General features: G+C 53.0%; 24 protein-coding genes. 13 read left to right on the top strand and 11 right to left on the bottom strand.

Annotated elements, in window-relative coordinates; translation table 11 throughout:
* Positions 1-19 precede the first annotated feature (19 nt).
* On the bottom strand, positions 20-1,222 hold the full coding sequence (locus C2U43_RS01415; RefSeq protein WP_020996062.1) for an L-lactate MFS transporter: 1,203 nt from the start codon (positions 1,220-1,222) through the stop codon (positions 20-22).
* Between the two features lie 251 nt (positions 1,223-1,473).
* Positions 1,474-2,175 (bottom strand): autotransporter outer membrane beta-barrel domain-containing protein, encoded by a 702-nt coding sequence (locus C2U43_RS01410; RefSeq protein ID WP_020996061.1) that lies wholly within the window; start codon positions 2,173-2,175, stop codon positions 1,474-1,476.
* Between the two features lie 158 nt (positions 2,176-2,333).
* Between C2U43_RS01410 and tag the strand changes: the two genes are divergently transcribed.
* Both tag and C2U43_RS01400 read left to right on the top strand, forming a co-directional pair.
* A complete protein-coding gene (tag, locus tag C2U43_RS01405; RefSeq protein ID WP_103284597.1) occupies positions 2,334-2,903 on the top strand; it encodes a DNA-3-methyladenine glycosylase I in 570 nt (189 codons plus the stop codon).
* Positions 2,893-3,333, top strand: coding sequence for an N-acetyltransferase (locus C2U43_RS01400; protein WP_008786424.1), 441 nt, complete (start codon positions 2,893-2,895; stop codon positions 3,331-3,333). The genes tag and C2U43_RS01400 overlap by 11 nt, the downstream gene beginning before the upstream one ends.
* Here C2U43_RS01400 and C2U43_RS01395 read toward each other — a convergent pair.
* Positions 3,302-5,635 carry a molybdopterin guanine dinucleotide-containing S/N-oxide reductase gene (locus tag C2U43_RS01395; RefSeq protein WP_103284596.1) on the bottom strand — a complete coding sequence of 778 codons (2,334 nt, stop codon included), beginning with the start codon at positions 5,633-5,635 and terminating at the stop codon, positions 3,302-3,304. The two genes, C2U43_RS01400 and C2U43_RS01395, sit on opposite strands and share 32 nt — an antisense overlap.
* Before the next feature lie 159 nt (positions 5,636-5,794).
* On the opposite strand from C2U43_RS01395, the gene C2U43_RS01390 reads away from it, so the two are divergent.
* From C2U43_RS01390 to ghrB, 6 genes are all read left to right on the top strand, one after another.
* Positions 5,795-6,457, top strand: a complete 663-nt coding sequence (locus C2U43_RS01390; protein ID WP_003827397.1) for an OmpA family lipoprotein — start codon at positions 5,795-5,797, stop codon at positions 6,455-6,457.
* A 104-nt stretch (positions 6,458-6,561) separates the two neighbouring features.
* The gene (locus C2U43_RS01385) at positions 6,562-7,578 is read left to right on the top strand and encodes a LacI family DNA-binding transcriptional regulator (RefSeq protein ID WP_005133828.1); all 1,017 of its coding nucleotides are present in this window, start codon (positions 6,562-6,564) and stop codon (positions 7,576-7,578) included.
* 99 nt (positions 7,579-7,677) lie between these two features.
* Positions 7,678-8,427 carry a sugar phosphate isomerase/epimerase family protein gene (locus C2U43_RS01380; RefSeq protein ID WP_103284595.1) on the top strand — a complete coding sequence of 250 codons (750 nt, stop codon included), beginning with the start codon at positions 7,678-7,680 and terminating at the stop codon, positions 8,425-8,427.
* Positions 8,428-8,430: 3 nt separating this feature from the next.
* Positions 8,431-9,369 carry a sugar kinase gene (locus C2U43_RS01375; protein ID WP_103284594.1) on the top strand — a complete coding sequence of 313 codons (939 nt, stop codon included), beginning with the start codon at positions 8,431-8,433 and terminating at the stop codon, positions 9,367-9,369.
* 64 nt (positions 9,370-9,433) lie between these two features.
* On the top strand, positions 9,434-10,714 hold the full coding sequence (locus C2U43_RS01370) for an MFS transporter (RefSeq protein ID WP_103284593.1): 1,281 nt from the start codon (positions 9,434-9,436) through the stop codon (positions 10,712-10,714).
* Between the two features lie 22 nt (positions 10,715-10,736).
* On the top strand, positions 10,737-11,711 hold the full coding sequence (gene ghrB, locus C2U43_RS01365) for a glyoxylate/hydroxypyruvate reductase GhrB (protein WP_103284592.1): 975 nt from the start codon (positions 10,737-10,739) through the stop codon (positions 11,709-11,711).
* A gap of 58 nt (positions 11,712-11,769) precedes the next feature.
* On the opposite strand, the gene C2U43_RS01360 is transcribed toward ghrB, so the two are convergent.
* A complete protein-coding gene (locus C2U43_RS01360; RefSeq protein ID WP_003827386.1) occupies positions 11,770-12,480 on the bottom strand; it encodes a DUF3053 domain-containing protein in 711 nt (236 codons plus the stop codon).
* 380 nt (positions 12,481-12,860) lie between these two features.
* Here C2U43_RS01360 and C2U43_RS01355 point away from each other — a divergent pair, with 380 nt between their 5' ends.
* The 3 genes from C2U43_RS01355 (at position 12,861) to cueP (ending at position 14,370) form a co-directional block, all read left to right on the top strand.
* Positions 12,861-13,151: an HTH-type transcriptional regulator gene (locus C2U43_RS01355; RefSeq protein WP_103284591.1), complete on the top strand. Its 291-nt coding sequence runs from the start codon at positions 12,861-12,863 to the stop codon at positions 13,149-13,151.
* 279 nt (positions 13,152-13,430) lie between these two features.
* A complete protein-coding gene (gene cspE / locus C2U43_RS01350; RefSeq protein ID WP_000014594.1) occupies positions 13,431-13,643 on the top strand; it encodes a transcription antiterminator/RNA stability regulator CspE in 213 nt (70 codons plus the stop codon).
* Positions 13,644-13,830: 187 nt separating this feature from the next.
* Positions 13,831-14,370: a copper-binding periplasmic metallochaperone CueP gene (cueP, locus tag C2U43_RS01345; RefSeq protein ID WP_048236988.1), complete on the top strand. Its 540-nt coding sequence runs from the start codon at positions 13,831-13,833 to the stop codon at positions 14,368-14,370.
* 113 nt (positions 14,371-14,483) lie between these two features.
* On the opposite strand, the gene glyS is transcribed toward cueP, so the two are convergent.
* The 3 genes from glyS to C2U43_RS01330 form a co-directional block, all read right to left on the bottom strand.
* Positions 14,484-16,553: a glycine--tRNA ligase subunit beta gene (glyS, locus tag C2U43_RS01340; RefSeq protein ID WP_008786433.1), complete on the bottom strand. Its 2,070-nt coding sequence runs from the start codon at positions 16,551-16,553 to the stop codon at positions 14,484-14,486.
* A gap of 9 nt (positions 16,554-16,562) precedes the next feature.
* Positions 16,563-17,474, bottom strand: a complete 912-nt coding sequence (glyQ, locus tag C2U43_RS01335; protein ID WP_001168551.1) for a glycine--tRNA ligase subunit alpha — start codon at positions 17,472-17,474, stop codon at positions 16,563-16,565.
* Positions 17,475-17,569: 95 nt separating this feature from the next.
* Complete coding sequence (locus C2U43_RS01330) at positions 17,570-17,878, bottom strand: YsaB family lipoprotein (RefSeq protein WP_020996059.1); 309 nt, start codon at positions 17,876-17,878, stop codon at positions 17,570-17,572.
* Positions 17,879-18,050: 172 nt separating this feature from the next.
* On the opposite strand from C2U43_RS01330, the gene C2U43_RS01325 reads away from it, so the two are divergent.
* Complete coding sequence (locus tag C2U43_RS01325) at positions 18,051-19,046, top strand: acyltransferase (protein WP_071446723.1); 996 nt, start codon at positions 18,051-18,053, stop codon at positions 19,044-19,046.
* Here C2U43_RS01325 and yiaB read toward each other — a convergent pair.
* The 3 genes from yiaB to xylA all read right to left on the bottom strand — a co-directional run bounded on the left by yiaB (position 19,043) and on the right by xylA (position 22,424).
* A complete protein-coding gene (gene yiaB / locus C2U43_RS01320) occupies positions 19,043-19,408 on the bottom strand; it encodes an inner membrane protein YiaB (RefSeq protein WP_048227297.1) in 366 nt (121 codons plus the stop codon). The two genes, C2U43_RS01325 and yiaB, sit on opposite strands and share 4 nt — an antisense overlap.
* A gap of 167 nt (positions 19,409-19,575) precedes the next feature.
* Positions 19,576-21,030, bottom strand: coding sequence for a xylulokinase (gene xylB, locus C2U43_RS01315; RefSeq protein ID WP_103284590.1), 1,455 nt, complete (start codon positions 21,028-21,030; stop codon positions 19,576-19,578).
* Between the two features lie 71 nt (positions 21,031-21,101).
* Positions 21,102-22,424, bottom strand: coding sequence for a xylose isomerase (gene xylA, locus C2U43_RS01310; protein ID WP_003024252.1), 1,323 nt, complete (start codon positions 22,422-22,424; stop codon positions 21,102-21,104).
* Positions 22,425-22,785: 361 nt separating this feature from the next.
* On the opposite strand from xylA, the gene xylR reads away from it, so the two are divergent.
* The gene (gene xylR, locus C2U43_RS01305) at positions 22,786-23,964 is read left to right on the top strand and encodes a D-xylose utilization transcriptional activator XylR (RefSeq protein WP_008786439.1); all 1,179 of its coding nucleotides are present in this window, start codon (positions 22,786-22,788) and stop codon (positions 23,962-23,964) included.
* Positions 23,965-24,008: 44 nt separating this feature from the next.
* Here the strand turns inward: xylR and C2U43_RS01300 are convergent, their stop codons facing one another.
* Positions 24,009-24,833 (bottom strand): protein bax, encoded by an 825-nt coding sequence (locus C2U43_RS01300; protein ID WP_008786441.1) that lies wholly within the window; start codon positions 24,831-24,833, stop codon positions 24,009-24,011.
* Between the last annotated feature and the right edge of the window lie 233 nt (positions 24,834-25,066).

The raw sequence follows: 25,066 nt of genomic DNA, 5'->3' as shown, positions 1-25,066 counted from the left end.
AATCAGACTACTAATAGGTTTAGGCGTGCGCCTCGGTATATACGCTACGCTGTGGCTGGCGGATGGTGGTGGAGAGTGCCAGCGAGATAATTAACAGCGCAAAGATAACGCAGAAGGTCACATAGAAACCGCCGAACAGCGAGGCGATAATGGAACCACAAATGCTGCCGATACCGAAACCTAAGTAAATGACGCCGTAGTTTTTAGCCAGGTTATTCAAACCGAAGAACTCGCTCACCAGTGACGGGAACACGGTGATGGTACCGCCAAAGTTAAATGCTACACAGGCAATCGCCGCGAAGAAGGTCGCATCATTCAGCGGGGCGAACAGCAGTGCCGCCATACCGACCAGCGAAACGACCTGCCCAATGGTGATAACGCGAATACGAGAGATTTTGTCGGACAGAATCCCCAGAACCAGACGACCTGACAGGTTAGCGATAGAAATGACGGTAACCGCATTTGCCGCCGTTGCCACATCCATATGCGCCAGGCTTTGTGCAATATCTTTCGCCACGCCAATCACATACAGCCCACTCATACACGCCGTCAGGAACATCACTGCCAGCATCCAGTACTGCGGTTTACGCATGGACTGCGCCAGGGTGTAGTCATTCTCAACCACGCCATTTTTCGTTTTCACTTCCTGATTCGGCGCGTCTTTCATCAGCGTGGAGCCAAAGACGATCATCACCAGCACAATCGCGCCCCAAATCATGAAGGTTTTTTCCAGACCCACAGTGCTCAACAGTTGGCTGTCGATGAATTTAAAACCGAGGCTGCCAAGACCGTAAGAACCGATGGCAAAGGCGGAAATCAGCCCTTTACGCTCAGGGAACCATTTTACACAGTTGGAAAGTGTTAACAGGTAGCCTGCGCCATCCGCCAGACCAACCAATACACCGGCGCTCAGCCACAGCATAATCAGGCTGTCAGAGTGGGCGGTTAAGAAGAAGCCGACACCCAGTAAAATACCGGAGGCCATGGTGACACGTTTCACGCCAAAACGTTCCTGCAGTTTCCCGGCGACGGAAGAAGAAATCGCCAGCCCGAGGCTCAGCAGGCCAAAGGAAAAGGCAACCTGACTCACTGGCGCATCAAGCTTAGAAGAGAGCGCACCGTTAAACAGGCTCCAGGTATAAACAGAACCTAAAGCAAATTGGGTAATGATGGTGCCGATCAGTGTCAGCCAGCGGGTACGCTGATAATCAGAAGTTTTCATGGCAGTCTTCCTGCATAAACAAAATGGGAAATTCTCTGCCAACAACCATACCGAAGCGCTTTTATGAGCAGGAGAAAACGGCATGAAATGCCGCCAGGACGGAATGAAATGCCTGGAATGCGGAATGAATGACGAGACAAAAAGTCGGGTTACTGAATTTTATCGCATGAGTTAGTACACGCTATCGCTGGAGTGCGTGTGATTGTTGATCTCAACATGTAATCAAGATGTTTGTATGCTGATTACTTACGTTAAAATTTGGCGCTCACTCCCATGGTGTACATATAGTCGCTGTTGTTGGTACTGTTTTCCGCCTGCGAAAGCGCTGCGTAAGCCGCCATGTGCGGGTTCAACAGCATATCCGCACCGACGGTGACATCCACCCAGTTACCATCCTGACCCGCTGCTGACATGCGGCTGAGACCCGACTGCGCCTTCCAGATATTCTCGCCAAACTGCTGGTTATAGCTGATTTGCGCCCACGGTCGCACATCACCGAACTGCGAATTGACTCGCCAGCCCAACGAGCTCACGCTGGCATGCCACAGCGGATCGTTCTGCGTTACCGACGTCGCGCTATCGCCAAATTCGTTGTAAGTAGATGTGGTTGAACCGTCATAATGCAGTGCGGCAACCGGACCAGTTGTCACCTGCCTTGAAAGCGGGAAGTTCCAGCCCATACTCATGCCGCTGGTCGCATCCATAGGCGTCTCATCCGCCAGATTCACCACGGGACCCGCCACGTTCTGAGTGGAACGAATACGTTCTTCCAGAATGTCGTTATAACGTGGTTGGTGATCGCTGTCCCATGTATAACGTTCAGCCGTATGCCCTGACATCGCATCAACGATATATTCTTGTTGCCAGCCATATGCTGTATTGATGGACAGCGCACAAACTACAACGCTCACCAGAGTTAACCTCTGATGACCACTACTGTTTCTTATAATCATCAACGCGACTCCAGAAAAGAGCCGAATTCGGCAATATTATTGTCATTGTATGAAGGATATGGGCCCATCTGGCCCTGTATTAAATATTGTCTTTTTAGCTGGCGCGTCAAGGCGGGCCGAATGAAATTTTTACGCCAGTAAAAACAGCGAGGAAGAATATGCAGCGTTGCGGATGGGTCAGTCAGGATCCACTTTACATTGCCTACCACGACAAGGAATGGGGCGTCCCCGAAACAGATAGTAATAAACTGTTCGAAATGATCTGCCTGGAAGGTCAGCAGGCCGGGTTATCGTGGATTACCGTGCTAAAGAAACGGGAAAATTATCGCCACGCTTTCCACCATTTTGACCCGGAAAAAGTGGCGGCCATGACCGAAGAGGATGTGGAAAGGCTGGTACTGGATGCCCGCATTATTCGCCATCGCGGAAAAATTCAGGCCATTATCGGCAACGCTCGTGCTTTTCTGACGATGGCGCAAAACGGAGAGTCGTTTAGCGAATTCGTCTGGTCATTTGTTGATAACCAACCGCAAGTGACTCGCGCCGCCAACCTGAGCGATATTCCCACCTCCACGCCTGCGTCAGACGCGCTGTCTAAAGCGTTAAAAAAACGCGGATTTAAGTTTGTCGGCACCACCATTTGTTACTCCTTTATGCAGGCGTGCGGCCTGGTCAACGACCATGTCACCAGCTGCATCTGTTATCCGGGAGAACAACATGATTCGTGAATCCAAGGCTGACGATCTGCCGTCAATTCTGGCGCTGTGGATGGAAAGCACAATCCATGCCCATCCATTTATCGAAGAGCGCTACTGGCGCGAAAGTGAATCCGTGGTGCGGGATGTTTATCTGCCAGCCGCGCAAACCTGGGTTTGGGAAGAAGAAGGCGAGCTCAAAGGCTTTGCCAGTGTGATTGACGACCGCTTTCTCGGCGCGCTGTTTGTCGCACCTGCCGCCATCAGAAGCGGGATCGGCAAAGCGCTGGTGCAGCATGTCCAGCAGCGCTTTTCGATACTCAGCCTTGAGGTCTACCAGAAGAATCAATCAGCGGTGAACTTCTACCATGCGCTGGGTTTTCGCATTGAAGACGGCGCATGGCAGGAAGAGACTCACCACCCCACGTGGATTATGGGCTGGCAGGCGGATCAAACGCCGTAAGCGCCAACGTTGGTCCGCTATATTTTTCAAGCCACGCCAGCGCAGTATTGCCCGCGCAGCCATTCCCCAGCTTCGAGCTGGGGAGATCTTTGGTCAGCACGTTGACGGCGCCATTTTTACAAATACCGTTCGCTGCGAGATCCAAATCAGGCCAGGCGCCTTCATGAATACAGATGACGCCGGGTTTAATACCCGCCGTCACCACCGCGCCCGCCAGAACTTGCCCGCGCTGGTTCCACACCCTGACCGTATCGCCATCCGCAATGCCGCGCGCGTGGGCGTCCTGCGGATGAATCGTTATCGGCTCACGATCCGCTACCGCGTACTGCTCACGTAGCGCACTGTAGTTAAGCTGACTATGCAAACGGTGCGCCGGATGGGCGGAAAGCAGCTGTAGCTGGTCCGGTTCGGCGTTACCGAACCACTCATCCGGCTCCAGCCACATCGGGTGTCCCCCGCAGTCCGCGTAGCCGTAACCGGCAATCCTCGCGGAGTAGATTTCAATTTTGCCGCTGTCCGTTTTCAGCGGATGCGCCTGCGGGTCGCAGCGAAAATCCGCAAAACGGATAAACTGTGCGCTGGCGGCGTTTTCCGGCATTTCGATCAGGGCGTTGCGCTGCCAAAACTCGGCGAAAGGCGGCAATGTCACCTGCTGACTGGCCCCACGTTGCCCGGCAATATTGTAAAAAGTCTCCAACCACGCCAGTTCGCTTTTACCTTCGGTGAACCGTTCATATCCGCCCTTTTCCCAGCGCTCACTCAGCTCGGCAAAGACATCAAAATCATTTCGCGCTTCGTCCTGCGGCGGTACGACCTGCTTCATCGGCACCAGGTGCTGGTTGCTGTAATCGCCAGTCATGGTCAAATCATTACGCTCAAAGGAGGTGGTTGCTGGCAGCACGATATCGGCATGCTTTGCTGCGGCGGTCCAGAAACACTCCGAGATGACCACCAGCTCCGGTTTTTGCCAGGCGCGAATTAAACGGTTAGTGTCCTGATGATGGGTGAAGTTAGCGCCACCCGCCCACCACAGCATACGGATGTCCGGGAAATGGCGGTCCATGCCGTTGTGCTGGTAAAAACCGCCGGGATTTTCCAGCGCTTCGACAATTCGCGCCACCGGGATTTTATCTACCGCGTCGGTGCCGTCTTTAACGCTGCCCTGCATTGAAGCCAGCACCGCAGCCCGGCGCGTTGGGTTGCCGCCGTTGGCAAAATGGTACGACAGCCCAAAACCGCCGCCTGGCGTCCCGATTTGTCCGAGCATGGCGGCCAGGGTGACAATCATCCAGTGTTTCTGCTCGCCATACTGCTGGCGCTGCATGCCCCATCCGGCCATCAGCATGGTGGTATTTTGGTGAAATAACGCCGCAAGTTCGCGTATCTTCGCCGCCGGAATGCCACAAATCTCAGCCGCCCATTCTGCCGTTTTTGCAACATCATCAGATTTACCCAGCAGATAGTCGGCAAAACGGTCATATCCGGTGGTACACCGGGCGAGAAAGTCCTCGTCATGCCAGCCGTTTTCCACCAGCGTATGCGCGATGCCCAGCATCAGCGCTACGTCGGTCCCCATATGCGGGGCAATCCATTCCATCTTATCGCCAAAGAAATCGACGCTTTCCGATCGCATCGGATCGATACAGATCAACCGTTTACCGCTGTCGCGCAATGCCTCAAAGTACGCGAGGCCCTGCTCATCGGACGCGTTCCAGGCAATCTTCAGGGTATTCAGCGGATTGGCGCTCCACAACACCACCACCTCGCTGTTCTCCAGCACCACCGGCCAGCTGGTTTGCTGCTGGTAAACTTCGTTCCCGCCCACCACGTACGGCATGATCGCCTGCGCAGCCCCCGTCGAGTAATCCCCCAGATGCCCGGTATAACCGCCCGCCAACGCCATATAACGCTGTAACAGGGTCGCCGCTTTGTGTAACACGCCGTTGGAACGCCAGCCGTACGAACCGGCAAAAATTGAGGCCGGGCCGTAGCTGTCACGGATGCGTTTATGCTGCGTATGGATAAGATTCAGCGCGTCGTCCCAACTGACGCGAACAAACTCATCCTGCCCACGTATGCCCTGTGGGTTCTCCGGCGAGGCGAGAAACCCTTTACGCACCATCGGAAAACGTACCCGCGTTTTACTGTGAACCTGGTCGCGCACCACGGTTTGCAAAGAGTTGGGATGAGTGGTGGGCAGAGCGCCACGCGAGGAGAAAACTGTCTCCCCATCAGTGTCGACGAGGATTGGTCCCCAGTGGGCGGCGGTTAACACCGAGTAATGTGCGGGTGAATTAGCCAAGATGGCGCTCCTGAATGCGATGTGACGGCTTATTTATTATGCCGTTCAATGTTACTTACAAATTTCAGAGTCTTCCCTGGAATTTTCTTCATGTTCACACGTCATAATCAACCGCCACGGTCGCTGTGGCAAAGAAGAAAAAGTCATTAAGGAATTAAGATGAAGAAACGTGTATTTGTTATTGCTGCCATCGTGAGCGGCGCCCTGGCGGTTTCTGGCTGCACAACAAACCCTTACACCGGCGAACGCGAAGCGGGTAAATCCGGCATTGGCGCAGGTATTGGCTCTCTGGTCGGCGCGGGCATTGGCGCACTCTCTTCTTCGAAGAAAGATCGCGGCAAAGGCGCACTGATTGGCGCAGCGGCTGGCGCGGCCGTTGGCGGTGGTATCGGCTATTACATGGATGTACAGGAAGCAAAACTGCGCGAAAAAATGCAGGGAACGGGCGTCAGCGTGACACGCAGTGGCGATAACATCATTCTGAACATGCCAAACAACGTCACCTTCGACAGCAGCAGCGCCAACCTGAAGCCTGCGGGTGCTAACACCCTGACCGGCGTGGCGATGGTACTGAAAGAGTACAATAAAACCGCCGTCAATGTGCTGGGCTTCACCGACAGCACCGGCAGCCAGGATCTGAATATGCGTCTGTCACAGCAGCGCGCAGACTCCGTAGCCAGCGCCTTGATCACTCAAGGGGTCGCAGCTAACCGCATCCGCACTCAGGGTATGGGCCCGGCAAATCCGATCGCCAGCAACAGCACAGCGGAAGGTAAAGCGCAAAACCGCCGCGTAGAAATTACCTTAAGCCCGATCCAGTAACGTTTTGTGCCGGATGGAGACAGTCCGCGTCCATCCGGCATGAAGCACTTGCCATCGTTGATTTTCGCGTTAAGGTGTTGTCACCAAATTCAGGGAAATCAGCGATGAGCAAATCAACACGGGCAACCATCAGCGATGTGGCGAAAGCTGCAAAAACCGGCAAGACCAGCATTTCACGTTATCTCAACGGTGAAAAGCACCTGCTTTCCGACGCGCTGCTGGCCCGCATTGAACAAGCCATTGCCGATCTCGACTATCGTCCCAGCCTGATGGCAAGAGGCCTGAAACATGGTCGTACCCGCCTGATTGGCCTGATCATCGCCGATATTACTAATCCCTACTCCGTCAACGTGTTAAGTGGTATTGAAGCCGCCTGTCGCGATAAAGGCTTTACCCCGCTGGTGTGTAACACCAACAACGAAGTGGATCAGGAGCTGCATTATCTCGACCTGCTGCGCAGCTACCAGGTCGAAGGGATAGTGGTCAACGCCGTCGGGATGCGCGAAGAGGGGCTGAACCGCCTGCAACAGTCTGCGCTGCCGATGGTGCTGATTGACCGTAAAATTCCCGATTTCGCCTGTGATATGGTCGGGCTGGATAACACTCAGGCGGCAACGGTTGCCACCGAGCATCTGGTCGAACAAGGTTTTGAAGCCATCCTGTTCCTCAGCGAACCACTCGGCATGGTGAATACCCGCCGCGAACGCCTGAGCGCTTTTCGCGCCACGCTCGCGCAATACCCCGGCGTTATCGCGCAAAATGCCGAAGTCCCGCTCACGGACAATACGCAACTGGACGACACCCTGCGCCAGTTTCACCAGCAGCATCGTGGAATGCGCAAAGCCGTTATCTCTGCCAACGGTGCCCTCACGCTACAAGTAGCCCGCGCCCTGAAACGCATTGGCCTCAACTGGGGGAGCGACATTGGCTTACTCGGCTTTGACGAACTGGAATGGGCTGAGCTGGCGGGCGTTGGTATTACCACGTTGAAACAACCCACCTGGCAGATTGGTTACACCGCCGTCGAGCAGGTTGTGCGCCGGATTGATGGCGGCTCCGCTGCCATTCAGGAACAGGTCTTCTCCGGCGAGCTGATCGTGCGCGGCTCTACCGCCCGTTAAATTACCTTCGTGATGGTGATCATAAATTCGACATCATAGGCTTTTCTTTGGAACCGGTTCCATCTAGCGTTATAACAAGAATGCTAGTCTGGAGTTTCCATGAAAAGAAAAATTATGGTGGTCACCGCCGCTTACGGCCACGACCAGGTACGGGCCGCAGGCGGGCAAACGGCAATGCTGCCCATCATCGCTGAAGCCGGTGCTGACGGCGTCGAAATCCGCCGCGAGCTATTAACCGACGCCGAGCTGAAGACGCTGTCAACGATGGCTTCTGCGATCGAAATCTTCGGCCTGCTGGCCTGTTACTCAGCGCCTGAACCGTTGTTCCTTGAGGATGGTAACCTCAACCCCCGTCTTCCAGAACTACTTGAGGAAGCGCAGGCCTTGCAGGCACTGTGGTTAAAAGTCTCCCTCGGCCATTTTTCCTATACCGAACAGTTCGACGTTCTACGCCAATGGCTGGACAACAGCGGAATGGAGCTGGTTGTCGAGAACGATCAGACCGACTGCGGACGCCTGCAGCCAATGCAGCGCTTTAACGAAGCCTGTCAGGCGCAAAACCTGCCGATATCTCTGACCTTCGATATGGGCAACTGGCTGTGGGTGGGCGACTCCCCGGAAGAAGCAGCACAAAACCTGGCGTCAACCGTTGGCTATATCCATGTCAAAGCCGCAGTTGCATATCACGACAGCTACCGCGCCGTACCGCCTGATGAAGCCGATCCGCGCTGGCTGGCGCTGCTAAAAACGCTGCCCAACGATGTCCCACGCGGCATTGAGTTCCCCCTGGAAGGGCAGGATTTGGTGGCGGTTACCCGCCGCTACGTTGAGCTGTTACGCGAGGAGTAACGCATGAAAAATTCACTGGATGTGGTCACTATTGGTGAAGCGATGGCGATGTTTGTCGCCACGCAAACCGGCGAACTGGCGGATGTGGAGCAATTTATCAAGCGCGTTGCAGGCGCTGAGCTTAACTTAGCGACCGGTCTTGCCCGTCTGGGCCTGAAGGTCGGTTGGGTAAGCCGCGTTGGCAACGACAGTTTTGGCCGTTTTATCGTTAAGTCGCTGGAAAAAGAAGGGATTGATGCGCAGGGAGTCACCCAGGACGGGCGTTACGCTACTGGCTTTCAGCTTAAATCTAAAGTCGAAAATGGAACCGATCCCATTGTGGAATATTTCCGTAAAGGTTCCGCTGCCAGCCACCTCAGCATTGAAGATTATCACGAGGACTATTTCGCCAGCGCGCGCCACCTGCACCTGAGCGGCGTAGCAGCAGCGCTTTCTGCCAGCTCTTATGAACTACTGGCGCATACCGCCCGCACCATGAAGGCCCAGGGGAAGACCATCTCGTTCGACCCGAATTTGCGCCCGGTATTGTGGAAAAGCGAAGCCGAAATGGTGGAAAAACTGAACCGGCTGGCATTCCAGGCTGACTGGGTTTTACCAGGGTTAAAAGAGGGCATGATTTTAACCGGTCAGCAAACGCCTGAAGCCATCGCCGACTTTTATCTGCGCCATGGCGTGAAGGCCGTGATCGTGAAAACCGGGGCTGATGGCGCCTGGTACAAAACCGCCAGCGGCGAACAAGGCTGCGTGGCACCGGTAAAAGTCGACAATGTGGTCGATACGGTCGGCGCAGGAGATGGCTTTGCCGTAGGCGTTATTAGCGCCCTGCTGGAAGGCCGCTCGTTGCATCAGGCGGTGACCCGCGGCAATAAAATTGGCGCACTGGCCATTCAGGTTCAGGGCGACAGCGAAGGATTACCCACACGTGAACAATTAGGGGAATAAACTCCCGGCCAACTCTGTACCCTACATACAGAGGCGGCGTATCAGCATAACCAGAGGGCAGTCTATGAATAGCTCAACTAATGCAGCAAAACGCTGGTGGTACATCATGCCAATCGTGTTTATCACGTATAGCCTGGCGTACCTTGACCGCGCGAACTTCAGCTTCGCCTCCGCCGCCGGTATCAACGAGGACCTCGGCATTACCAAGGGGATCTCTTCCCTGCTGGGCGCACTGTTTTTCCTCGGCTATTTCTTCTTTCAGATCCCGGGCGCAATTTACGCTGAACGCCGCAGCGTACGAAAACTGATTTTTGTCTGTCTGATCCTCTGGGGCGCATGCGCGTCGTTAACCGGCATGGTCAGCAATATTCCAATGCTTGCCGCCATCCGCTTTATTCTTGGCGTCGTTGAAGCCGCCGTGATGCCGGCAATGCTGATTTATATCAGCAACTGGTTTACGAAATCTGAACGCTCGCGCGCAAACACTTTCCTGATCCTCGGTAATCCGGTCACCGTTCTGTGGATGTCCGTGGTTTCCGGTTACCTGATTCAGGCGCTGGGCTGGCGGGAAATGTTCATCATCGAGGGCTTCCCGGCCATCATCTGGGCGTTCTGTTGGTGGGTGCTGGTAAAAGACAAACCGTCTCAGGTCGGTTGGCTGTCAGAATCTGAAAAAGCCGCTCTTCAGGCACAACTGGAAAAAGAGCAGCAAGGCATCAAAGCCGTACGTAACTATAGCGAGGCTTTCCGCTCACGTAACGTCATCCTGCTGTGTATGCAGTATTTCGCCTGGAGTATTGGCGTCTATGGTTTTGTCCTGTGGCTGCCGTCGATTATCCGCAACGGCGGCGCAAACCTGGGGATGGTGGAAGTTGGTTGGCTGTCATCCGTACCGTATCTGGCGGCAACGGCGGCGATGATCCTCGTCTCCTGGGCGTCCGATAAGCTGCAAAACCGTAAGCTGTTTGTCTGGCCACTGTTACTGATCGCGGCGTTCGCGTTTATCGGCTCCTGGGCCTTAGGCGCAGACCACTTCTGGATTTCTTACACGCTGTTGGTTATTGCAGGCGCGGCAATGTATGCCCCCTATGGTCCCTTCTTCGCCATCATCCCGGAAATGCTGCCGCGCAACGTCGCCGGTGGGGCAATGGCGCTGATCAACAGCATGGGCGCGCTAGGCTCATTCTTTGGTTCATGGTTTGTCGGCTACCTCAATGGCGCTACCGGCAGCCCGTCTGCCTCGTACATTTTTATGGGGGTAGCGCTTTTTGTCTCAGTGTGGCTAACTCTCATTGTTAAGCCTGCTAATAATCAACAGCTACCTATTGGCGCACGCCACGCTTAAATTTTAACTTACGGAGATTCGCATGAAGCCGTCCATTATTCTCTATAAAGCGTTACCTGACGATTTACTGCATCGCCTGGAAGAACATTTTACTGTGACTCAGGTGCCTAACCTGCGCCCGGAAACGGTCGCACAGCACGCCGACGCTTTTGCCAATGCAGAAGGTCTGCTGGGCTCCAGTGAAGCCGTCAATACCGCTCTGCTGGAGAAAATGCCCAGGCTGCGTGCGACATCCACGATTTCCGTAGGCTATGACAACTTCGACGTCGATGCCCTCAACGCGCGTAAGGTGCTGTTGATGCACACGCCAACCGTGCTGACGGAAACCGTCGCCGATACGGTAATGGCGCTGGTGTTAAGCACCGCTCGCCGCGTAGTGGAAGTTGCCGAACGGGTAAAGGTCGGCGAATGGACCAAAAGTATCGGACCGGACTGGTTTGGTACCGATGTACACCACAAAACGCTGGGGATTGTCGGTATGGGCCGCATTGGGCTGGCGCTGGCACAACGTGCGCATTTCGGCTTTAACATGCCGATTCTCTATAATGCGCGCCGTCATCATCAGGAAGCAGAAGCGCGCTTCAATGCACGTTACTGCGACCTCGATACGCTGTTGCAAGAGTCTGATTTTGTCTGCCTGATCCTGCCGTTGACCGACGAAACGCATCATCTGTTCAGCACCGAGCAGTTTGCCAAAATGAAGTCTTCCGCCATTTTCATTAACGCCGGACGTGGCCCGGTGGTCGATGAAAAAGCGTTGATTGCTGCCCTGCAAAAAGGCGAAATTCATGCCGCTGGCCTGGATGTATTTGAGCAAGAGCCATTATCGGTAGACTCACCGCTGCTGTCACTGCCCAACGTGGTGGCCGTACCGCACATTGGTTCAGCCACGCACGAAACGCGCTACAACATGGCGGCCTGTGCGGTGGATAACTTAATCGATGCGCTGCAAGGACGCGTTGAGAAGAACTGCGTAAACCCGCAGGTCGCATCATAAACAAAAGGCCGGGTAGCGCTTACGCTCACCCGGCCTTTCATGTATTACCGTATCTTAATTACTGAGCGGCATTCACCGCAGCAGTCCAGGCCTGATTAAATGCCTGATGCTGAGCAGCCAACGGGCCAATCAGCGTATTGTACTGACTTGCCTGCTGTGACGTTGGGAACTGGATACCGTTGGCGACAAAGCTCACCTGCGTATCCTGCTGCGCCACAAAATCACCAACCTGCACCAGCTGCTGCGTGAAAATTTGCGCGGCAGGGATCAGCGGCTGTAAGGCCTCTGCTGGTGCAGTAACAACTTTGTTGTACACCTGATCAAAGACCGGTTTCAGATCTTCGCCCTGCTTCAGCGCGCCATGCGCAGCATCTGCCTGTAGTTTCGCATTCTGCAACTGTTGCCCTAATACACCTAGCGCACCATTTGCCTGACGCAGCGGTTCACGCTGAGTCACATAATCCTGAGGAACACGAATCGCATTTACGCTATCAACCACCGGACGCAGACCGGAGTCCATCGCCTGATTAACCTGTTGCGAATAGCCATACAGAATCGCGTAATCGGACACAAACGGGCCAAACTGTTTTTTCTGATCGGCGGTCAGCGTTGGTAAACGCTCTCCGCTACGCATTGCAGTATTCTGCAGAAAATCGATAAACGCTTTGCGTTGATCGCCTTCTTTATCAAAACACCCACTCAGGCCAACTACCATTAAGAGCGCCAAAACAGGCGCAAACCAGCGAGAGCAGGACTTACCTGTCGCCATTTTAATACTCCTTTCACCCAAAAATGCGCACAACGACACCCGCGTGCCTGACGTTGACAAGGATAGTCCAGGTCAGCCCCGCAAGATACCCTTTCCGCGTAATCTTGTGGGGGAAAATAACCGTTCCCGCCACCGTTCGTTTTGCTAAACAATGCTGCATTCACCACTCGGCGTCATATTTTAGTCATCTTTACAATCGGAATCGATCGTTCGGAGATCCCGACCTTTATCAGTTCGTTAGCCAGCAAAAGATTGTCACCTGCGATCCGCTGAAACGAATCCATCACACAACCCTTAAATCCGGCTTCATTTTTTCCGACTACTCTTAATGAGCTTCGAAGAAATTCACGATCCCGCTGTGTGATTTGTAGGAGTTCTCAATGGAATACAAAGATCCTATGTTTGAACTGCTAAGCAGTCTGGAGCAGATTGTTTTTAAAGATGTATCGCAGACGATCACTCTGCCGCAAAAAACCAACCCTTTCACCGAATTTGAACAGCTACGACGAGGGACAGGTTTAAAAACAGATGATTTTGCCCGAGTGATGGGCGTGACGGTCGCGATGGTTCATGAATGGGAGTCTAAACGCGTAAAACCTTCCACTACCGAGCTAAAGTTGATGCGCCTGCTCCAGGCAGACCCTAGGTTAAGTAAGCAACTGATGGATTGAACTATTTTTCAATTTTGCTTAAGAACGGTCCTGTAACAGGGCCGTTCTCTTACGAAGGTTATCCACAAAAAAGAAAATAGTAGTTGCATCCACATGCGTAAAATGAGTTAATGCCCTCAACGGTTTGACGTACAGACCATTACAGCAGTTAGTAAGGCAAGTCCCTTCAAGAGTTATCGTTGATACCCTTCGTAGTGAGCATTTCCTTTACTGTTAAAAAATCTGTAAAGCACGCCATATCGCCGAAAGGCACACTTATTTTTTAAAAGGTAATACACTATGTCCGGTAAAATGACTGGTATCGTAAAATGGTTCAACGCTGACAAAGGTTTCGGCTTCATCACTCCTGACGATGGCTCTAAAGACGTGTTCGTACACTTCTCTGCTATCCAGAACGATGGCTACAAATCTCTGGACGAAGGTCAGAAAGTTTCCTTCACCATCGAAAGCGGCGCTAAAGGCCCGGCAGCTGGCAACGTAACCAGCCTGTAAGCTTAAAAAGCTCAAAATTCTGAATCCCTGCCAAACGGCGGGGATTTTTTTTATCTGTACTTCGCAGCACATCCCACCTAAACGCTTCTTTGCATTACTTTACCCGTCGCCCCTTTGACCTTTCCCTAAGGGCAAGCTTTATAGTGAGCCAGTCTATATTCCACAATTTTCACAAGGAATTGAAGCTATGTCGAAATCCTCACTGCTGCTGATTTTAGGTTTGCTCACTACAGGTACTGCGTTCGCGGCAACGCCGGAAGCTACTTTTCTGGCCGAACACGGGCTTAGCGGGAAATCCGTCGAACAAATCGTAGAGACGATTGATCAGTCACCGCAGAGTCGCCCGCTGCCGTACTCAGCGTCCATCACCAGCACCGCGTTGAAGCTCTCTTCGGGCGATCAGGTTTATACCCTGCCGCTCGGTGAAAAATTCTATCTGTCATTTGCCCCGTATGAATGGCAAACACATCCTTGCTTCAACCACAGTCTTTCTGGCTGCCAGGGCGAAATGCCGGAGAAGACATTCAATGTCAAAGTGACGGATAACAAGGGTGATGTGGTGGTACAAAAAGCGATGAAGAGCGGCCGTAATGGCTTTGTCGGGGTATGGCTACCGCGCAATATGGAAGGCACCATCGCAGTGAGCTACAACGGTAAAACGGCGGAGTATCCTATTAAGACGATGGAAGACAGCCAGACCTGTCTGACAAAATTGCAGTTGCGCTAACAACATAAAAAAATGCCGGATGGCGCAATGCTTATCCGGCCTACTGGTGTTTCTCTCGTAGGCCGGATAAGGCGAAGCCGCCATCCGGCATTTTCTAAGTCAGCGCAGGGCCGTTACTGCAGCAGAGAAATATCTGCCACGCGCAGGAACAGCTCGCGCAGTTTTTCGAGCATAGACAGACGGTTAATACGCAGATCTTTATCTTCTACGTTGACCATCACTTTCTCGAAGAACGCATCAACCGGTTCACGCAGTTCCGCCAACTCAACCAGCGCTTCCTGGTAACGACCGGCAGCGAAGACAGGCTCCAGCTTATCGCGCAGCACAACCACCTGCATCGCCAGCGCAATTTCTTCCGGCTCTTTCAGCGTTGCCGCATTCACGCGGTCATTCAGCGTCTCTTCAGACTTCGCCAGGATGTTCGATACACGCTTGTTCGCGGCAGCCAGCGCGGACGCGGCTTCCAGCGTACGGAAGTGCGAAACCGCCTTCATACGTGCGTCAAAATCAGCCGGACGAGTCGGACGACGTGCCAGTACGGCCTGAATGGTGTCGACGGTGTAACCTTCGTCCTGATACCAGGCGCGGAAGCGACCAAGCATAAAGTCGATAACGTCATCCACCACGTTGGCGTTGGTCAGCTTGTCACCATACAGACGAACCGCTTCTTCGGTCAGCGTTTGCAGATCCAGATTCAGGTTCTTCTCAACGATAATACGCAGCACACCCAGCGCAGCACGACGCAGCGCAAACGGGTCTTTGTCGCCTTTCGGATGCTGACCGATACCGAAGATACCCGCCAGGGTGTCCATCTTGTCAGCAATCGCCACGGCACAAGCTACCGGGTTCGACGGCAGGTCATCACCAGCAAAACGCGGCTGATACTGCTCGTTCAGCGCCACAGCTACATCTTCCGCTTCGCCATCGTGACGCGCATAGTGCATGCCCATCACACCCTGGGTGTCGGTGAACTCGAAGACCATGTTGGTCATCAGGTCACACTTGGACAGCAGGCCAGCACGCGTTGCGTGGTTAACATCAGCGCCAATCTGACCAGCAATCCAGCCCGCCAGCGCCTGGATACGGTCAGTCTTGTCGCGCAGCGTACCCAGTTGCTGTTGGAACAGCACGGTTTGCAGACGCGGCAGATGGTCTTCCAGACGTTTTTTACGGTCGGTATTGAAGAAGAACTCGGCATCCGCCAGGCGCGGACGAACGACTTTCTCGTTACCGGAGATAATCTGGATCGGATCTTTCGATTCGATGTTGGCAACGAAGATAAAGTTCGGCAGCAGTTTGCCGTCGTTCGCGTAAACCGGGAAGTATTTCTGGTCACCTTTCATGGTGTGAACCAGCGCTTCAGACGGAACTGCGAGGAATTTCTCTTCGAATTTCGCGGTCAGCACTACCGGCCATTCCACCAGCGAGGTGACTTCTTCCAGCAGGCTTTCGCTCAGGTCAGCGTTACCGCCAATCTTACGCGCTGCTTCTTCAGCATCGGCTTTGATTTTCGCTTTACGCTCAGCGTAATCCGCAATTACTTTGCCGCGTTCACGCAGGATTTCCGGGTACTGATCGGCAGAATCGATGGTGAATTCCGGCTCGCCCATAAAGCGGTGTCCACGGATCACGCGATCGGACTGAATGCCCAGAATCGTTGCCGGAATCACTTTGTCGCCCAACAGCAGGGTCACGGTGTGAACAGGACGCACGAAGTGGACATCAGACGCGCCCCAGCGCATCAGTTTCGGGATAGGCAGCTTCGCCAGTGACGTGGCGATCATGTTTGGCAGCAGCGTTTCTGCGCTTTCGCCTTTTACATGCGCACGGTACAGCAGCCATTCGCCTTTGTCGGTAGTCAGACGCTCAGCCTGATCAACCGTGATACCGCAGCCACGTGCCCAACCTTCTGCCGCTTTGCTCGGTTTGCCTTCAGCGTCAAACGCCTGAGCAATGGCCGGACCGCGTTTTTCAACTTCGCGATCGGGTTGAGATTCCGCCAGATTCGCGACTTTCAGCGCCAGACGACGCGGCGCAGCGAACCACTCAACGTTGCCGTGCGCGATGCCAGCGTTATCCAGCTCCGCGGTAAAGTTTGCAGCAAAGGACTCAGCCAGGCTGCGCAGTGCTTTTGGTGGCAGCTCTTCAGTGCCGATTTCCACCAGAAAAGTTTTCTCAGACATGGCCGCCTCTTATTTGTCTTTGTTGCACATCGGGAAGCCAAGGGCTTCACGGGAAGCGTAGTAAGCTTCTGCCACTGCTTTGGTCAGGGTGCGAATTCGCAGGATATAGCGCTGACGCTCAGTGACGGAGATGGCTTTACGCGCATCCAGCAGGTTGAAGCTATGGGCGGCTTTCAGAATGCGTTCATACGCAGGCAGCGGCAGCGGATTTTCCAGCGCCAGCAGCTGCTGCGCTTCTTTCTCGTACTGCTCGAAGCAGGTGAACAGGAAGTCCACGTCGGCGTATTCGAAGTTGTAGGTGGATTGCTCCACTTCGTTCTGATGGAACACGTCGCCGTAAGTGGTTTTACCCAGCGGGCCGTCGCTCCAGACCAGGTCGTAAACGCTGTCTACGCCCTGAATGTACATGGCCAGACGTTCCAGACCGTAAGTAATTTCCCCGGTTACTGGTTTACATTCCAGGCCACCAACCTGCTGGAAGTAGGTGAACTGCGTCACTTCCATACCGTTCAGCCACACTTCCCAACCCAGACCCCAGGCACCCAGCGTCGGGTTTTCCCAGTTATCTTCCACGAAACGGATATCGTGAATGGTCGGGTCCATACCCAGTTCTTTCAGAGAACCCAGGTACAGCTCCTGAATGTTGTCCGGAGACGGCTTAATCACTACCTGGAACTGATAGTAGTGCTGTAAGCGGTTCGGGTTTTCGCCATAGCGGCCATCGGTCGGACGACGAGAAGGCTGCACATAAGCAGTCGCCATCGGCTCCGGCCCCAGCGCACGCAGGCAGGTCATTGGGTGAGATGTTCCCGCGCCGACTTCCATGTCCAATGGTTGAACGATGGTGCAGCCCTGGCGAGCCCAGTAATCCTGTAAGGTCAGGATCAAGCCCTGGAAGGTCCTGGTATCAAACTTTTGCATATTATTTCGTGCTGGATACGTGTGGATTTAAAGGAAGCGATCAGTATACCCGCTGGCTGCAAGATATACAGTACGAAACGGGAAAAAGGGGGAACTTAGCGCATGGAAAGGTGCAAAAACTGCCCGTCTGCATCAAAAGAACAGACAAAACTCTCTTTACGGAAGGTAGAACCACGCATCTCATAGCTGCCCTGGAATTGTTCCAGTCCGGAGATATCAATTTTCTGCGCGCCAGTGTTGTAGCGTTGCGCCGCCTCATTTTTGCACAATGACTCCATATCCAGCGAACGTGTGGCACTGACCTTAACCTTTTGCGCTTTCTGCGCAGGTGCAGACGATTGTGTGTCAGCGCACGCTACCAGCAAAAGGGCAGCGATCGCGGGAAAGAAATACTTCATCATCATTTTATTACCGCCTGGTTTGCTGGTCAGTCTTATTATTAGTGTCTGGAAACAGATCCTATTCTGAGAATCTCATCAGACCATCTCAAGCTTTAGCGTAAGAACTCGGATTATTCCAGTGAGCTACGTTCGCAAAATATCGGTCAGACTTTTTTTAATGGACACAGAGGAACTGATGCAGCCCAAAATTTTCTGGATTGATAACCTGCGCGGGATAGCCTGTTTAATGGTCGTGATGATCCACACCACAACCTGGTACATCACCAATGCGCAAAGCGTCAGCCCGTTGAATTGGGATCTGGCTAACGTGCTCAATTCAGCCTCTCGCGTCAGCGTTCCGCTGTTCTTTATGATTTCGGGCTATCTGTTCTTTGGTGAGCGTAGCGCCAAACCGCGCCATTTCCTGCGCATCGCGCTCTGCATCCTGTTTTACAGCAGCGTGGCACTGGCCTATATTCTGCTGTTTACCTCGATCAACGCTGAGCTGTCGCTGAAGAACCTACTGCAAAAGCCGGTGTTCTATCACCTGTGGTTTTTCTTCGCGATCGCCGTCATCTACCTGGTTTCTCCGCTGATACAGGTGAAAAATATCAGCGGCAAGATGCTACTGGCACTCATGGTTGTGATTGGGGTGATTGCCAATCCCAACACCGTCTCGCAAAAAATCGGCGGCTTTGAGTGGCTCCCAGTCAACCTGTACATCAGTGGCGATACTTTCTATTACATCCTGTACGGCATGCTGGGCCGGGCGATTGGCATGATGGATACGCAAAAGCGTGCGCTCAGCTGGCTCTGTGCGGCGGTATTTATTACCGCAGTATTTATTATTTCTCGTGGCACATTGCATGAACTGCGCTGGCGAGGCAATTTTGCCGACACCTGGTACCTCTACTGCGGCCCAGCGGTATTTATTTGCGCCGCCTCGCTCCTGACGCTGGTCAAAAATACGCTCAGCACACGTACCCTGCCGCTACTGGGCCTTATTTCTCGCCATTCATTGGGCATTTATGGTTTTCATGCGCTGATCATTCACGCACTACGTACCAACGGAATTGAACTCAAAAACTGGCCACCGCTGGATATGCTGTGGATTTTCAGCGCCACGCTGGCAGGAAGTTTACTTTTGTCTATTCTGTTGCAGCGTATTGATACGCGTAGGCTGGTGAGTTAGGTGTCTCCAGGTAGCGCCTGATTACGCGAACGCTGCAGTAAAAATTGCCCCATTAAACAGACGAAGAATGCTGCCGGGTATAACCCTATTTCGAAGGGCGCCAACGGGGCATTCCACACCCCCACCAGCAACAACCCTGCCGTGATGAGCGCCACCATCTGACATACGGAAGCGAAGCGTTCATCGTTTTGATTGAGATTTACTGCGCGCTGATAGGCATACGTTACGAACATCCCCGTCATCAGCGCCCCCAAAAAATACCCCTTGCCGCTCAATAACGGGCATGCGCGCCATAAACCGATACTGTAAGTCAGTATGCCTGAGAGAAATAATATCCATGGCAACAGCCTGGTTGTCTTCATTGGGATCTCCTTATCCATCATGGATACAATATGAATAACCCGCTAAAGACAACACAGAAAAAAGCGACTACGCAGGACTTTCAGAATACATCCATACGTGTAACTTATTATTTTTGTGGATATATGTATGCGGCAAATTCCCCTCTGCTAGCCAGAGGGGAAAGTGGTCAGGACATCAGCGGTTGTAATTGCTGATAGATACGACGGAAGGTTTCTCGACGCTGTTGATAACGAGCATGACGCTCCGCGTCAGGATAATGCGCCTGCTCCAGCGTAAGCTGAGGCAGTAACTCTGATAGCGACGTTTGCGGATTCATGGCAACTTGCGCCAGGCGCGCCGCGCCGAGTGCAGGGCCAACGTCACCGCCGGTACGGTAATCCAACTGCAATCCGCTGATGTCAGATAGCATCTGACGCCAGTATTCACTGCGTGCCCCACCGCCGATCAGCGTAATGCTGGCGGGCTGAACGCCACTGGCATGTACCACGTCCATACCGTCAGCCAGCGCGAAACCCACACCTTCCAGCACCGCCTGTGCCAGTTCTGCCGGACCATGCTGATGCGTCAGACCGAAAAATACGCCCTTAGCCTGCGGATTGTTATGCGGCGTACGCTCGCCGGACAAATAAGGTAAAAACCAGACCGGCTCCGCGTGTTCATCCGCCTGTTGCGCAGCGTCAATCAACGCAGGAACGCTCGCCAGTCCAGTTAATTTTGCCGCCCAGTCCAGACACGATGCTGCACTTAACATTACAGACATCAGATGCCATCGCTCAGGCAAAGCATGGCAAAAACTGTGAACCGCACTTTCCGGTTTGCTAAGGAAACCATCACTCACCGCAAAATAGACGCCGGATGTCCCCAGCGAAAGCATCGCCTGACCGGCATTCATCATACCTACGCCAACCGCGCCCGCCGCGTTATCACCGCCTCCGGCAACAACCGCAACCTCCTGCATTCCCCAGGCTTTAGCGACGTCTGGCAATAAGGTTCCGGTAATCTCGCTGCCTTCATAGAGCGCAGGCATATGTGCGCGAGTCAGTTTACAGGCAGCCAGCATGACATCGCTCCAGTCACGCTTCGCGACATCCAGCCACATTGTCCCTGCCGCATCAGACATATCGCTGGCAAAATCACCGGTCATGCGCAAACGCAGGTAATCTTTCGGCAGCAGGACTTTATCAATCTGGTTGAAAATCTCCGGCTCGTGGCGTTGCACCCACAGCAGTTTTGGCGCGGTAAAGCCAGGCATCATCAGGTTGCCAGTGATGGCACGAGACTGCGGAACCTGACTCTCCAGCATCTCGCACTCTTCAGCACAGCGACCGTCGTTCCATAAGATAGCCGGACGCAATACCTTCTGTTGTTCATCCAGTAGCGTCGCGCCGTGCATCTGCCCGGCAATCCCCAACGCTTTCACCTCGCGGAGTGAATGCTGCTGACCCAGTGCTTTTACCGCGCGATCCGTTGCCAGCCACCACTGCTCAGGGTCTTGTTCTGACCATAACGGGTGCGGGCGCGAGACGGTGAGTTTCTCCGTTTTTGAAGCCACCACATCGCCCTGCTCATTGAGCAGAATGGCCTTTACGCCTGATGTGCCAAGATCTATCCCGATATACATAAGGCATCGTTCCTTAAAGAAAGGCCCGGTAGCGCTAGCTGACCGGGCTTACGGACGTTCTCAGAGACCCGTTATTTGTCGAACAAATAATGGTTTACCAGATTTTCCAGCAATTCCTGATGACCGCTCTGGTGCACTGGCGCCAGGTTGTGTTGTTCAGCGTACTGCGCAATTTCTGTCAGCGTCATCTGGCCTTTCAGAATTTGCTGGCCCAGCTCACCATTCCAACCGGCATAACGTTTAGCCACACGCTGATCCAGGCCACCGTCTTCAATCATACGGGCCGCAATTTTCAGCGACAGCGCCATGGTATCCATCGCGCCAATATGACCATAGAACAGATCGTATTTATCGGTGCTCTGACGACGTACTTTGGCATCAAAGTTCAGGCCGCCGGTAGTGAAGCCGCCCGCTTTCAGGATTTCGTACATCACCAGCGCATTCTCTTCTACGCTGTTCGGGAACTGGTCGGTATCCCAGCCCAGCTGTGCGTCGCCGCGGTTGGCATCGACAGAGCCAAACAGACCCAACGCGATAGCAGTGGCGATTTCGTGATGGAACGAATGGCCTGCAAGCGTAGCGTGGTTGGCTTCGATATTCAGTTTGATCTCTTTTTCCAGACCGAACTGCTTGAGGAATCCGTACACGGTCGCCGCATCGTAGTCGTACTGGTGCTTGGTCGGTTCCTGCGGTTTCGGCTCGATAAGCAAAGTGCCCTGGAAACCGGTTTTGTGTTTGTGTTCCACGACTAATTGCATGAAACGACCAATCTGCTCACGTTCCTGACGCAGATCGGTATTCAGCAGTGTTTCATAACCTTCACGGCCGCCCCACAGAACGTAGTTTTCACCACCTAACTTGTGCGTGGCATCCATGGCCGTAACCACCTGCGTGGCGGCCCAGCTGAACACTTCTGGATCTGGGTTTGTGGCCGCACCCGCACCGTAGCGTGGGTTAGTGAAGCAGTTTGCTGTTCCCCACAGCAGCTTCACGCCGCTCTGTTCCTGTTTTGCCGCCAGCACATCAACCATCTGCGCAAAGTTGTTTTTGTACTCTTTCAAAGACGCGCCTTCCGGCGAAACATCCACGTCATGGAAGCAGTAGTAAGGCACGTTCAGCTTGTGGAAAAACTCAAATGCCACATCCGCTTTGCGTTTCGCCAGCGCCAGAGCTTCACCAGGCTGCTGCCATGGACGATCGAAAGCGCCCATACCGAACATATCCGCCCCGTTCCAGCAGAAGGTATGCCAGTAGCAGGCCGCAAAACGCAGATGATCTTCCATGCGCTTGCCCAATACGATTTCGTCAGGGTTGTAATGGCGAAATGCGAGCGGGTTGGTGGATTGAGTGCCTTCGAAACGAACACGATCGAGTTGGTCAAAATAAGCCGGCATAATAAGCTCCATAATCAGGTAATACGGCAAGTAAACTGCGATATGGCTATACTGGAATTTCCTGATTTATTGCTCAATTACGTTATTTCACACCGCCATTAAGAGAATACCCAAACGTGCGCTGGCTCCCAAAAAAACGCGCTAAATAAAGAAATAAAAAAGCGATCGCGATCGAAGGTTAGTCATTAAACAAAAAACCGTAATGCGCAGATAAAAAATGACAATTGTCATCCCGCGACCAGTATGTAAATTTTGCGTAGCCTCAGGCAATCAGGAATTTTGTCACGCTTCATCAAGCAGTCGTACCTGCGGTTTTGCTAGTATCGACAGGCCCACGTTAACCTTTCCAGGACAGGTTCTTATGTTTGATAAACGTCACCGCATCACTCTGCTATTTAATGCCAATAAAGCCTACGACCGCCAGGTGGTAGAAGGTGTGGGTGAATATTTACAGGCATCGCAATCCGAGTGGGATATATTCATTGAGGAAGATTTCCGCGCCCGTATCGATAATATTAAAGACTGGTTAGGCGACGGCGTTATTGCTGATTATGACGATGATGATATTGCGCAATTACTTGCCGATGTTGAAGTTCCCATCATCGGCGTTGGAGGCTCCTACCATCTGGAGCAAGATTATCCACCGGTACATTACATCGCCACCGACAACCACGCGTTGGTAGAAAGCGCTTTCCTGCACCTGAAAGAAAAAGGGATTAACCGCTTTGCGTTCTATGGTCTGCCATCGTCAAGCGGCAAACGCTGGGCCGCGGAACGTGAATATGCGTTTTGCCAGCTGGTTGCCAAAGAGAAGTACCGCGGCGTTGTCTATCAGGGGCTGGAAACCGCACCGGAAAACTGGCAGCACGCGCAAAATCGTCTGGCGGACTGGCTACAAACACTACCGCCGCAAACCGGTATTATCGCCGTTACCGACGCGCGGGCACGACACGTCCTGCAAGTCTGCGAGCACCTGCATATTCCAGTACCGGAAAAGCTGTGTGTGATTGGGATCGACAACGAAGAACTGACCCGCTATCTGTCACGGGTGGCGCTTTCATCCGTGGCTCAGGGAGCCAGGCAGATGGGGTATCAGGCCGCTAAGCTCTTACATCGTTTACTGGCAAATGAAGAGCTGCCGCTGCAACGTACACTGGTTCCTCCGGTGCGCGTCATTGAACGCCGCTCAACCGACTACCGTTCATTAACCGATCCGGCGGTGATTCAGGCGATGCACTTTATCCGCAACCATGCCTGTAAAGGTATTAAGGTTGAACAAGTGCTGGATTCAGTGGGGATTTCTCGTTCGAATCTGGAGAAGCGTTTTAAAGAAGAGGTCGGAGAGACTATCCACGCCGTGATTCATGCCGAAAAGCTGGAAAAAGCGCGCAGCCTGTTGATATCTACCACGCTTTCAATCAACGAAATCTCACAGATGTGCGGCTATCCGTCTCTGCAATATTTTTATTCGGTCTTTAAGAAAGAGTATGACACGACGCCCAAAGAGTATCGCGATGTGAACAGCGAAGTGTTGCTGTGAGGATTATTGCCGGATGCGGCGAAGCCGCCATCCGGCACACAGAATTACATATGCGCGGCGATTAAACGCTGGTTATCCTGATACATTGCGAACAGATAATTGTTGTAGCTCTGTCCTTTAGTGGAATAACCCTTCAGCTTATGAATCATCGCGGTAGCGGTGACTTCCTGATCGGCTTTACGCAGCTGCGCACGTGACTTACGGAATGAAGAGTAAGCCGGATGCGTGTTCAGGTTGATGACGTAAGCATTCACCGACTCTTTCACCGATTCAAACTGTGAGTAGCCTTTCACCTTACCCGGGGCATTGTTACAACGACCTTTGCCACATTTCATGCCAAACAGGTTGTTGTTGCTACGCGCCAGCTTCGACGTACCCCAGCCACTTTCAGCCGCAGCCATGGTTGCCACCATACTGGTCGGGATAATGTCTACGCGCTCAAGCAACGTATTCCATGGGATTTTACGCGTGTTGCCAGACCAGCTCACCTTGTAGCGCTTCGCGATATCTTTCATACGCGTACGCTCAGTCGGTGACCAGCGGTTCTGGTACTGTTTTGAAATCAGCCAGTTACGGTCCGCCGTAATGGCAGCATTTTGACTGGTAATATAAGGCATAACCGTCCGGAGAAACGCTTTTTTCCTTGGTGTTCCGGAAGGGTATTTTCGCAAATCAGGAAGTGAACTACTCTTTGCACTATTGCGAGAATACTCTTGTTTACTGCTTACCTGTGTATTACTTGTCTTGATTACCTGGGGCTTGTGACTCGTTGTCGCCGTGTGTGTCTTTGCCAGCACCTCACCCGAAAATGCAACGGTGAGTAACATAAGAATCATTGCCCCATATCGTCGAATGGGAGTCAATATCATTAGGTCTCCTGGTCGGATTTATACATTCCAACACCTTATATTTTTCACAAAAATGAGAGATGAATCTCAAATCATATCAAAAATAGCCGTCAAGAGCACCCAAAGGAATAGTCCAATTCTGAAACCATGTCACGCATTAACGGTTCAGGGTGCTATTAATTCGAAGAAAATGTGGAGGTTATCGCAAAATGAGTTCATTTTTTGCGCGCGATCGCTCACCCTCACTTCTCCTC

It is taken from the genome of Citrobacter freundii complex sp. CFNIH9, from assembly GCF_002903305.1.
GTDB classification, from domain to species: Bacteria; Pseudomonadota; Gammaproteobacteria; order Enterobacterales; family Enterobacteriaceae; genus Citrobacter; species Citrobacter portucalensis.
This window is presented reverse-complemented; position numbering and strand designations above follow the sequence as displayed.

Excerpts from the sequence above, each read along its gene's own strand:
- glyS (WP_008786433.1), bottom strand. The coding sequence starts at position 16,553 with ATGTCTGAGAAAACTTTTCTGGTGGAAATCGGCACTGAAGAGCTGCCA.
- C2U43_RS01400 (WP_008786424.1), top strand. The coding sequence starts at position 2,893 with ATGATTCGTGAATCCAAGGCTGACGATCTGCCGTCAATTCTGGCGCTG.
- glyQ (WP_001168551.1), bottom strand. The coding sequence starts at position 17,474 with ATGCAAAAGTTTGATACCAGGACCTTCCAGGGCTTGATCCTGACCTTA.
- C2U43_RS01355 (WP_103284591.1), top strand. The coding sequence starts at position 12,861 with ATGGAATACAAAGATCCTATGTTTGAACTGCTAAGCAGTCTGGAGCAG.
- C2U43_RS01300 (WP_008786441.1), bottom strand. The coding sequence starts at position 24,833 with ATGATATTGACTCCCATTCGACGATATGGGGCAATGATTCTTATGTTA.
- C2U43_RS01370 (WP_103284593.1), top strand. The coding sequence starts at position 9,434 with ATGAATAGCTCAACTAATGCAGCAAAACGCTGGTGGTACATCATGCCA.
- C2U43_RS01410 (WP_020996061.1), bottom strand. The coding sequence starts at position 2,175 with ATGATTATAAGAAACAGTAGTGGTCATCAGAGGTTAACTCTGGTGAGC.
- tag (WP_103284597.1), top strand. The coding sequence starts at position 2,334 with ATGCAGCGTTGCGGATGGGTCAGTCAGGATCCACTTTACATTGCCTAC.
- xylB (WP_103284590.1), bottom strand. The coding sequence starts at position 21,030 with ATGTATATCGGGATAGATCTTGGCACATCAGGCGTAAAGGCCATTCTG.
- ghrB (WP_103284592.1), top strand. The coding sequence starts at position 10,737 with ATGAAGCCGTCCATTATTCTCTATAAAGCGTTACCTGACGATTTACTG.
- xylR (WP_008786439.1), top strand. The coding sequence starts at position 22,786 with ATGTTTGATAAACGTCACCGCATCACTCTGCTATTTAATGCCAATAAA.
- yiaB (WP_048227297.1), bottom strand. The coding sequence starts at position 19,408 with ATGAAGACAACCAGGCTGTTGCCATGGATATTATTTCTCTCAGGCATA.
- C2U43_RS01330 (WP_020996059.1), bottom strand. The coding sequence starts at position 17,878 with ATGATGATGAAGTATTTCTTTCCCGCGATCGCTGCCCTTTTGCTGGTA.
- C2U43_RS01390 (WP_003827397.1), top strand. The coding sequence starts at position 5,795 with ATGAAGAAACGTGTATTTGTTATTGCTGCCATCGTGAGCGGCGCCCTG.
- xylA (WP_003024252.1), bottom strand. The coding sequence starts at position 22,424 with ATGCCGGCTTATTTTGACCAACTCGATCGTGTTCGTTTCGAAGGCACT.
- C2U43_RS01380 (WP_103284595.1), top strand. The coding sequence starts at position 7,678 with ATGAAAAGAAAAATTATGGTGGTCACCGCCGCTTACGGCCACGACCAG.
- cspE (WP_000014594.1), top strand. The coding sequence starts at position 13,431 with ATGTCCGGTAAAATGACTGGTATCGTAAAATGGTTCAACGCTGACAAA.
- C2U43_RS01385 (WP_005133828.1), top strand. The coding sequence starts at position 6,562 with ATGAGCAAATCAACACGGGCAACCATCAGCGATGTGGCGAAAGCTGCA.
- C2U43_RS01325 (WP_071446723.1), top strand. The coding sequence starts at position 18,051 with ATGCAGCCCAAAATTTTCTGGATTGATAACCTGCGCGGGATAGCCTGT.
- cueP (WP_048236988.1), top strand. The coding sequence starts at position 13,831 with ATGTCGAAATCCTCACTGCTGCTGATTTTAGGTTTGCTCACTACAGGT.
- C2U43_RS01415 (WP_020996062.1), bottom strand. The coding sequence starts at position 1,222 with ATGAAAACTTCTGATTATCAGCGTACCCGCTGGCTGACACTGATCGGC.
- C2U43_RS01360 (WP_003827386.1), bottom strand. The coding sequence starts at position 12,480 with ATGGCGACAGGTAAGTCCTGCTCTCGCTGGTTTGCGCCTGTTTTGGCG.
- C2U43_RS01375 (WP_103284594.1), top strand. The coding sequence starts at position 8,431 with ATGAAAAATTCACTGGATGTGGTCACTATTGGTGAAGCGATGGCGATG.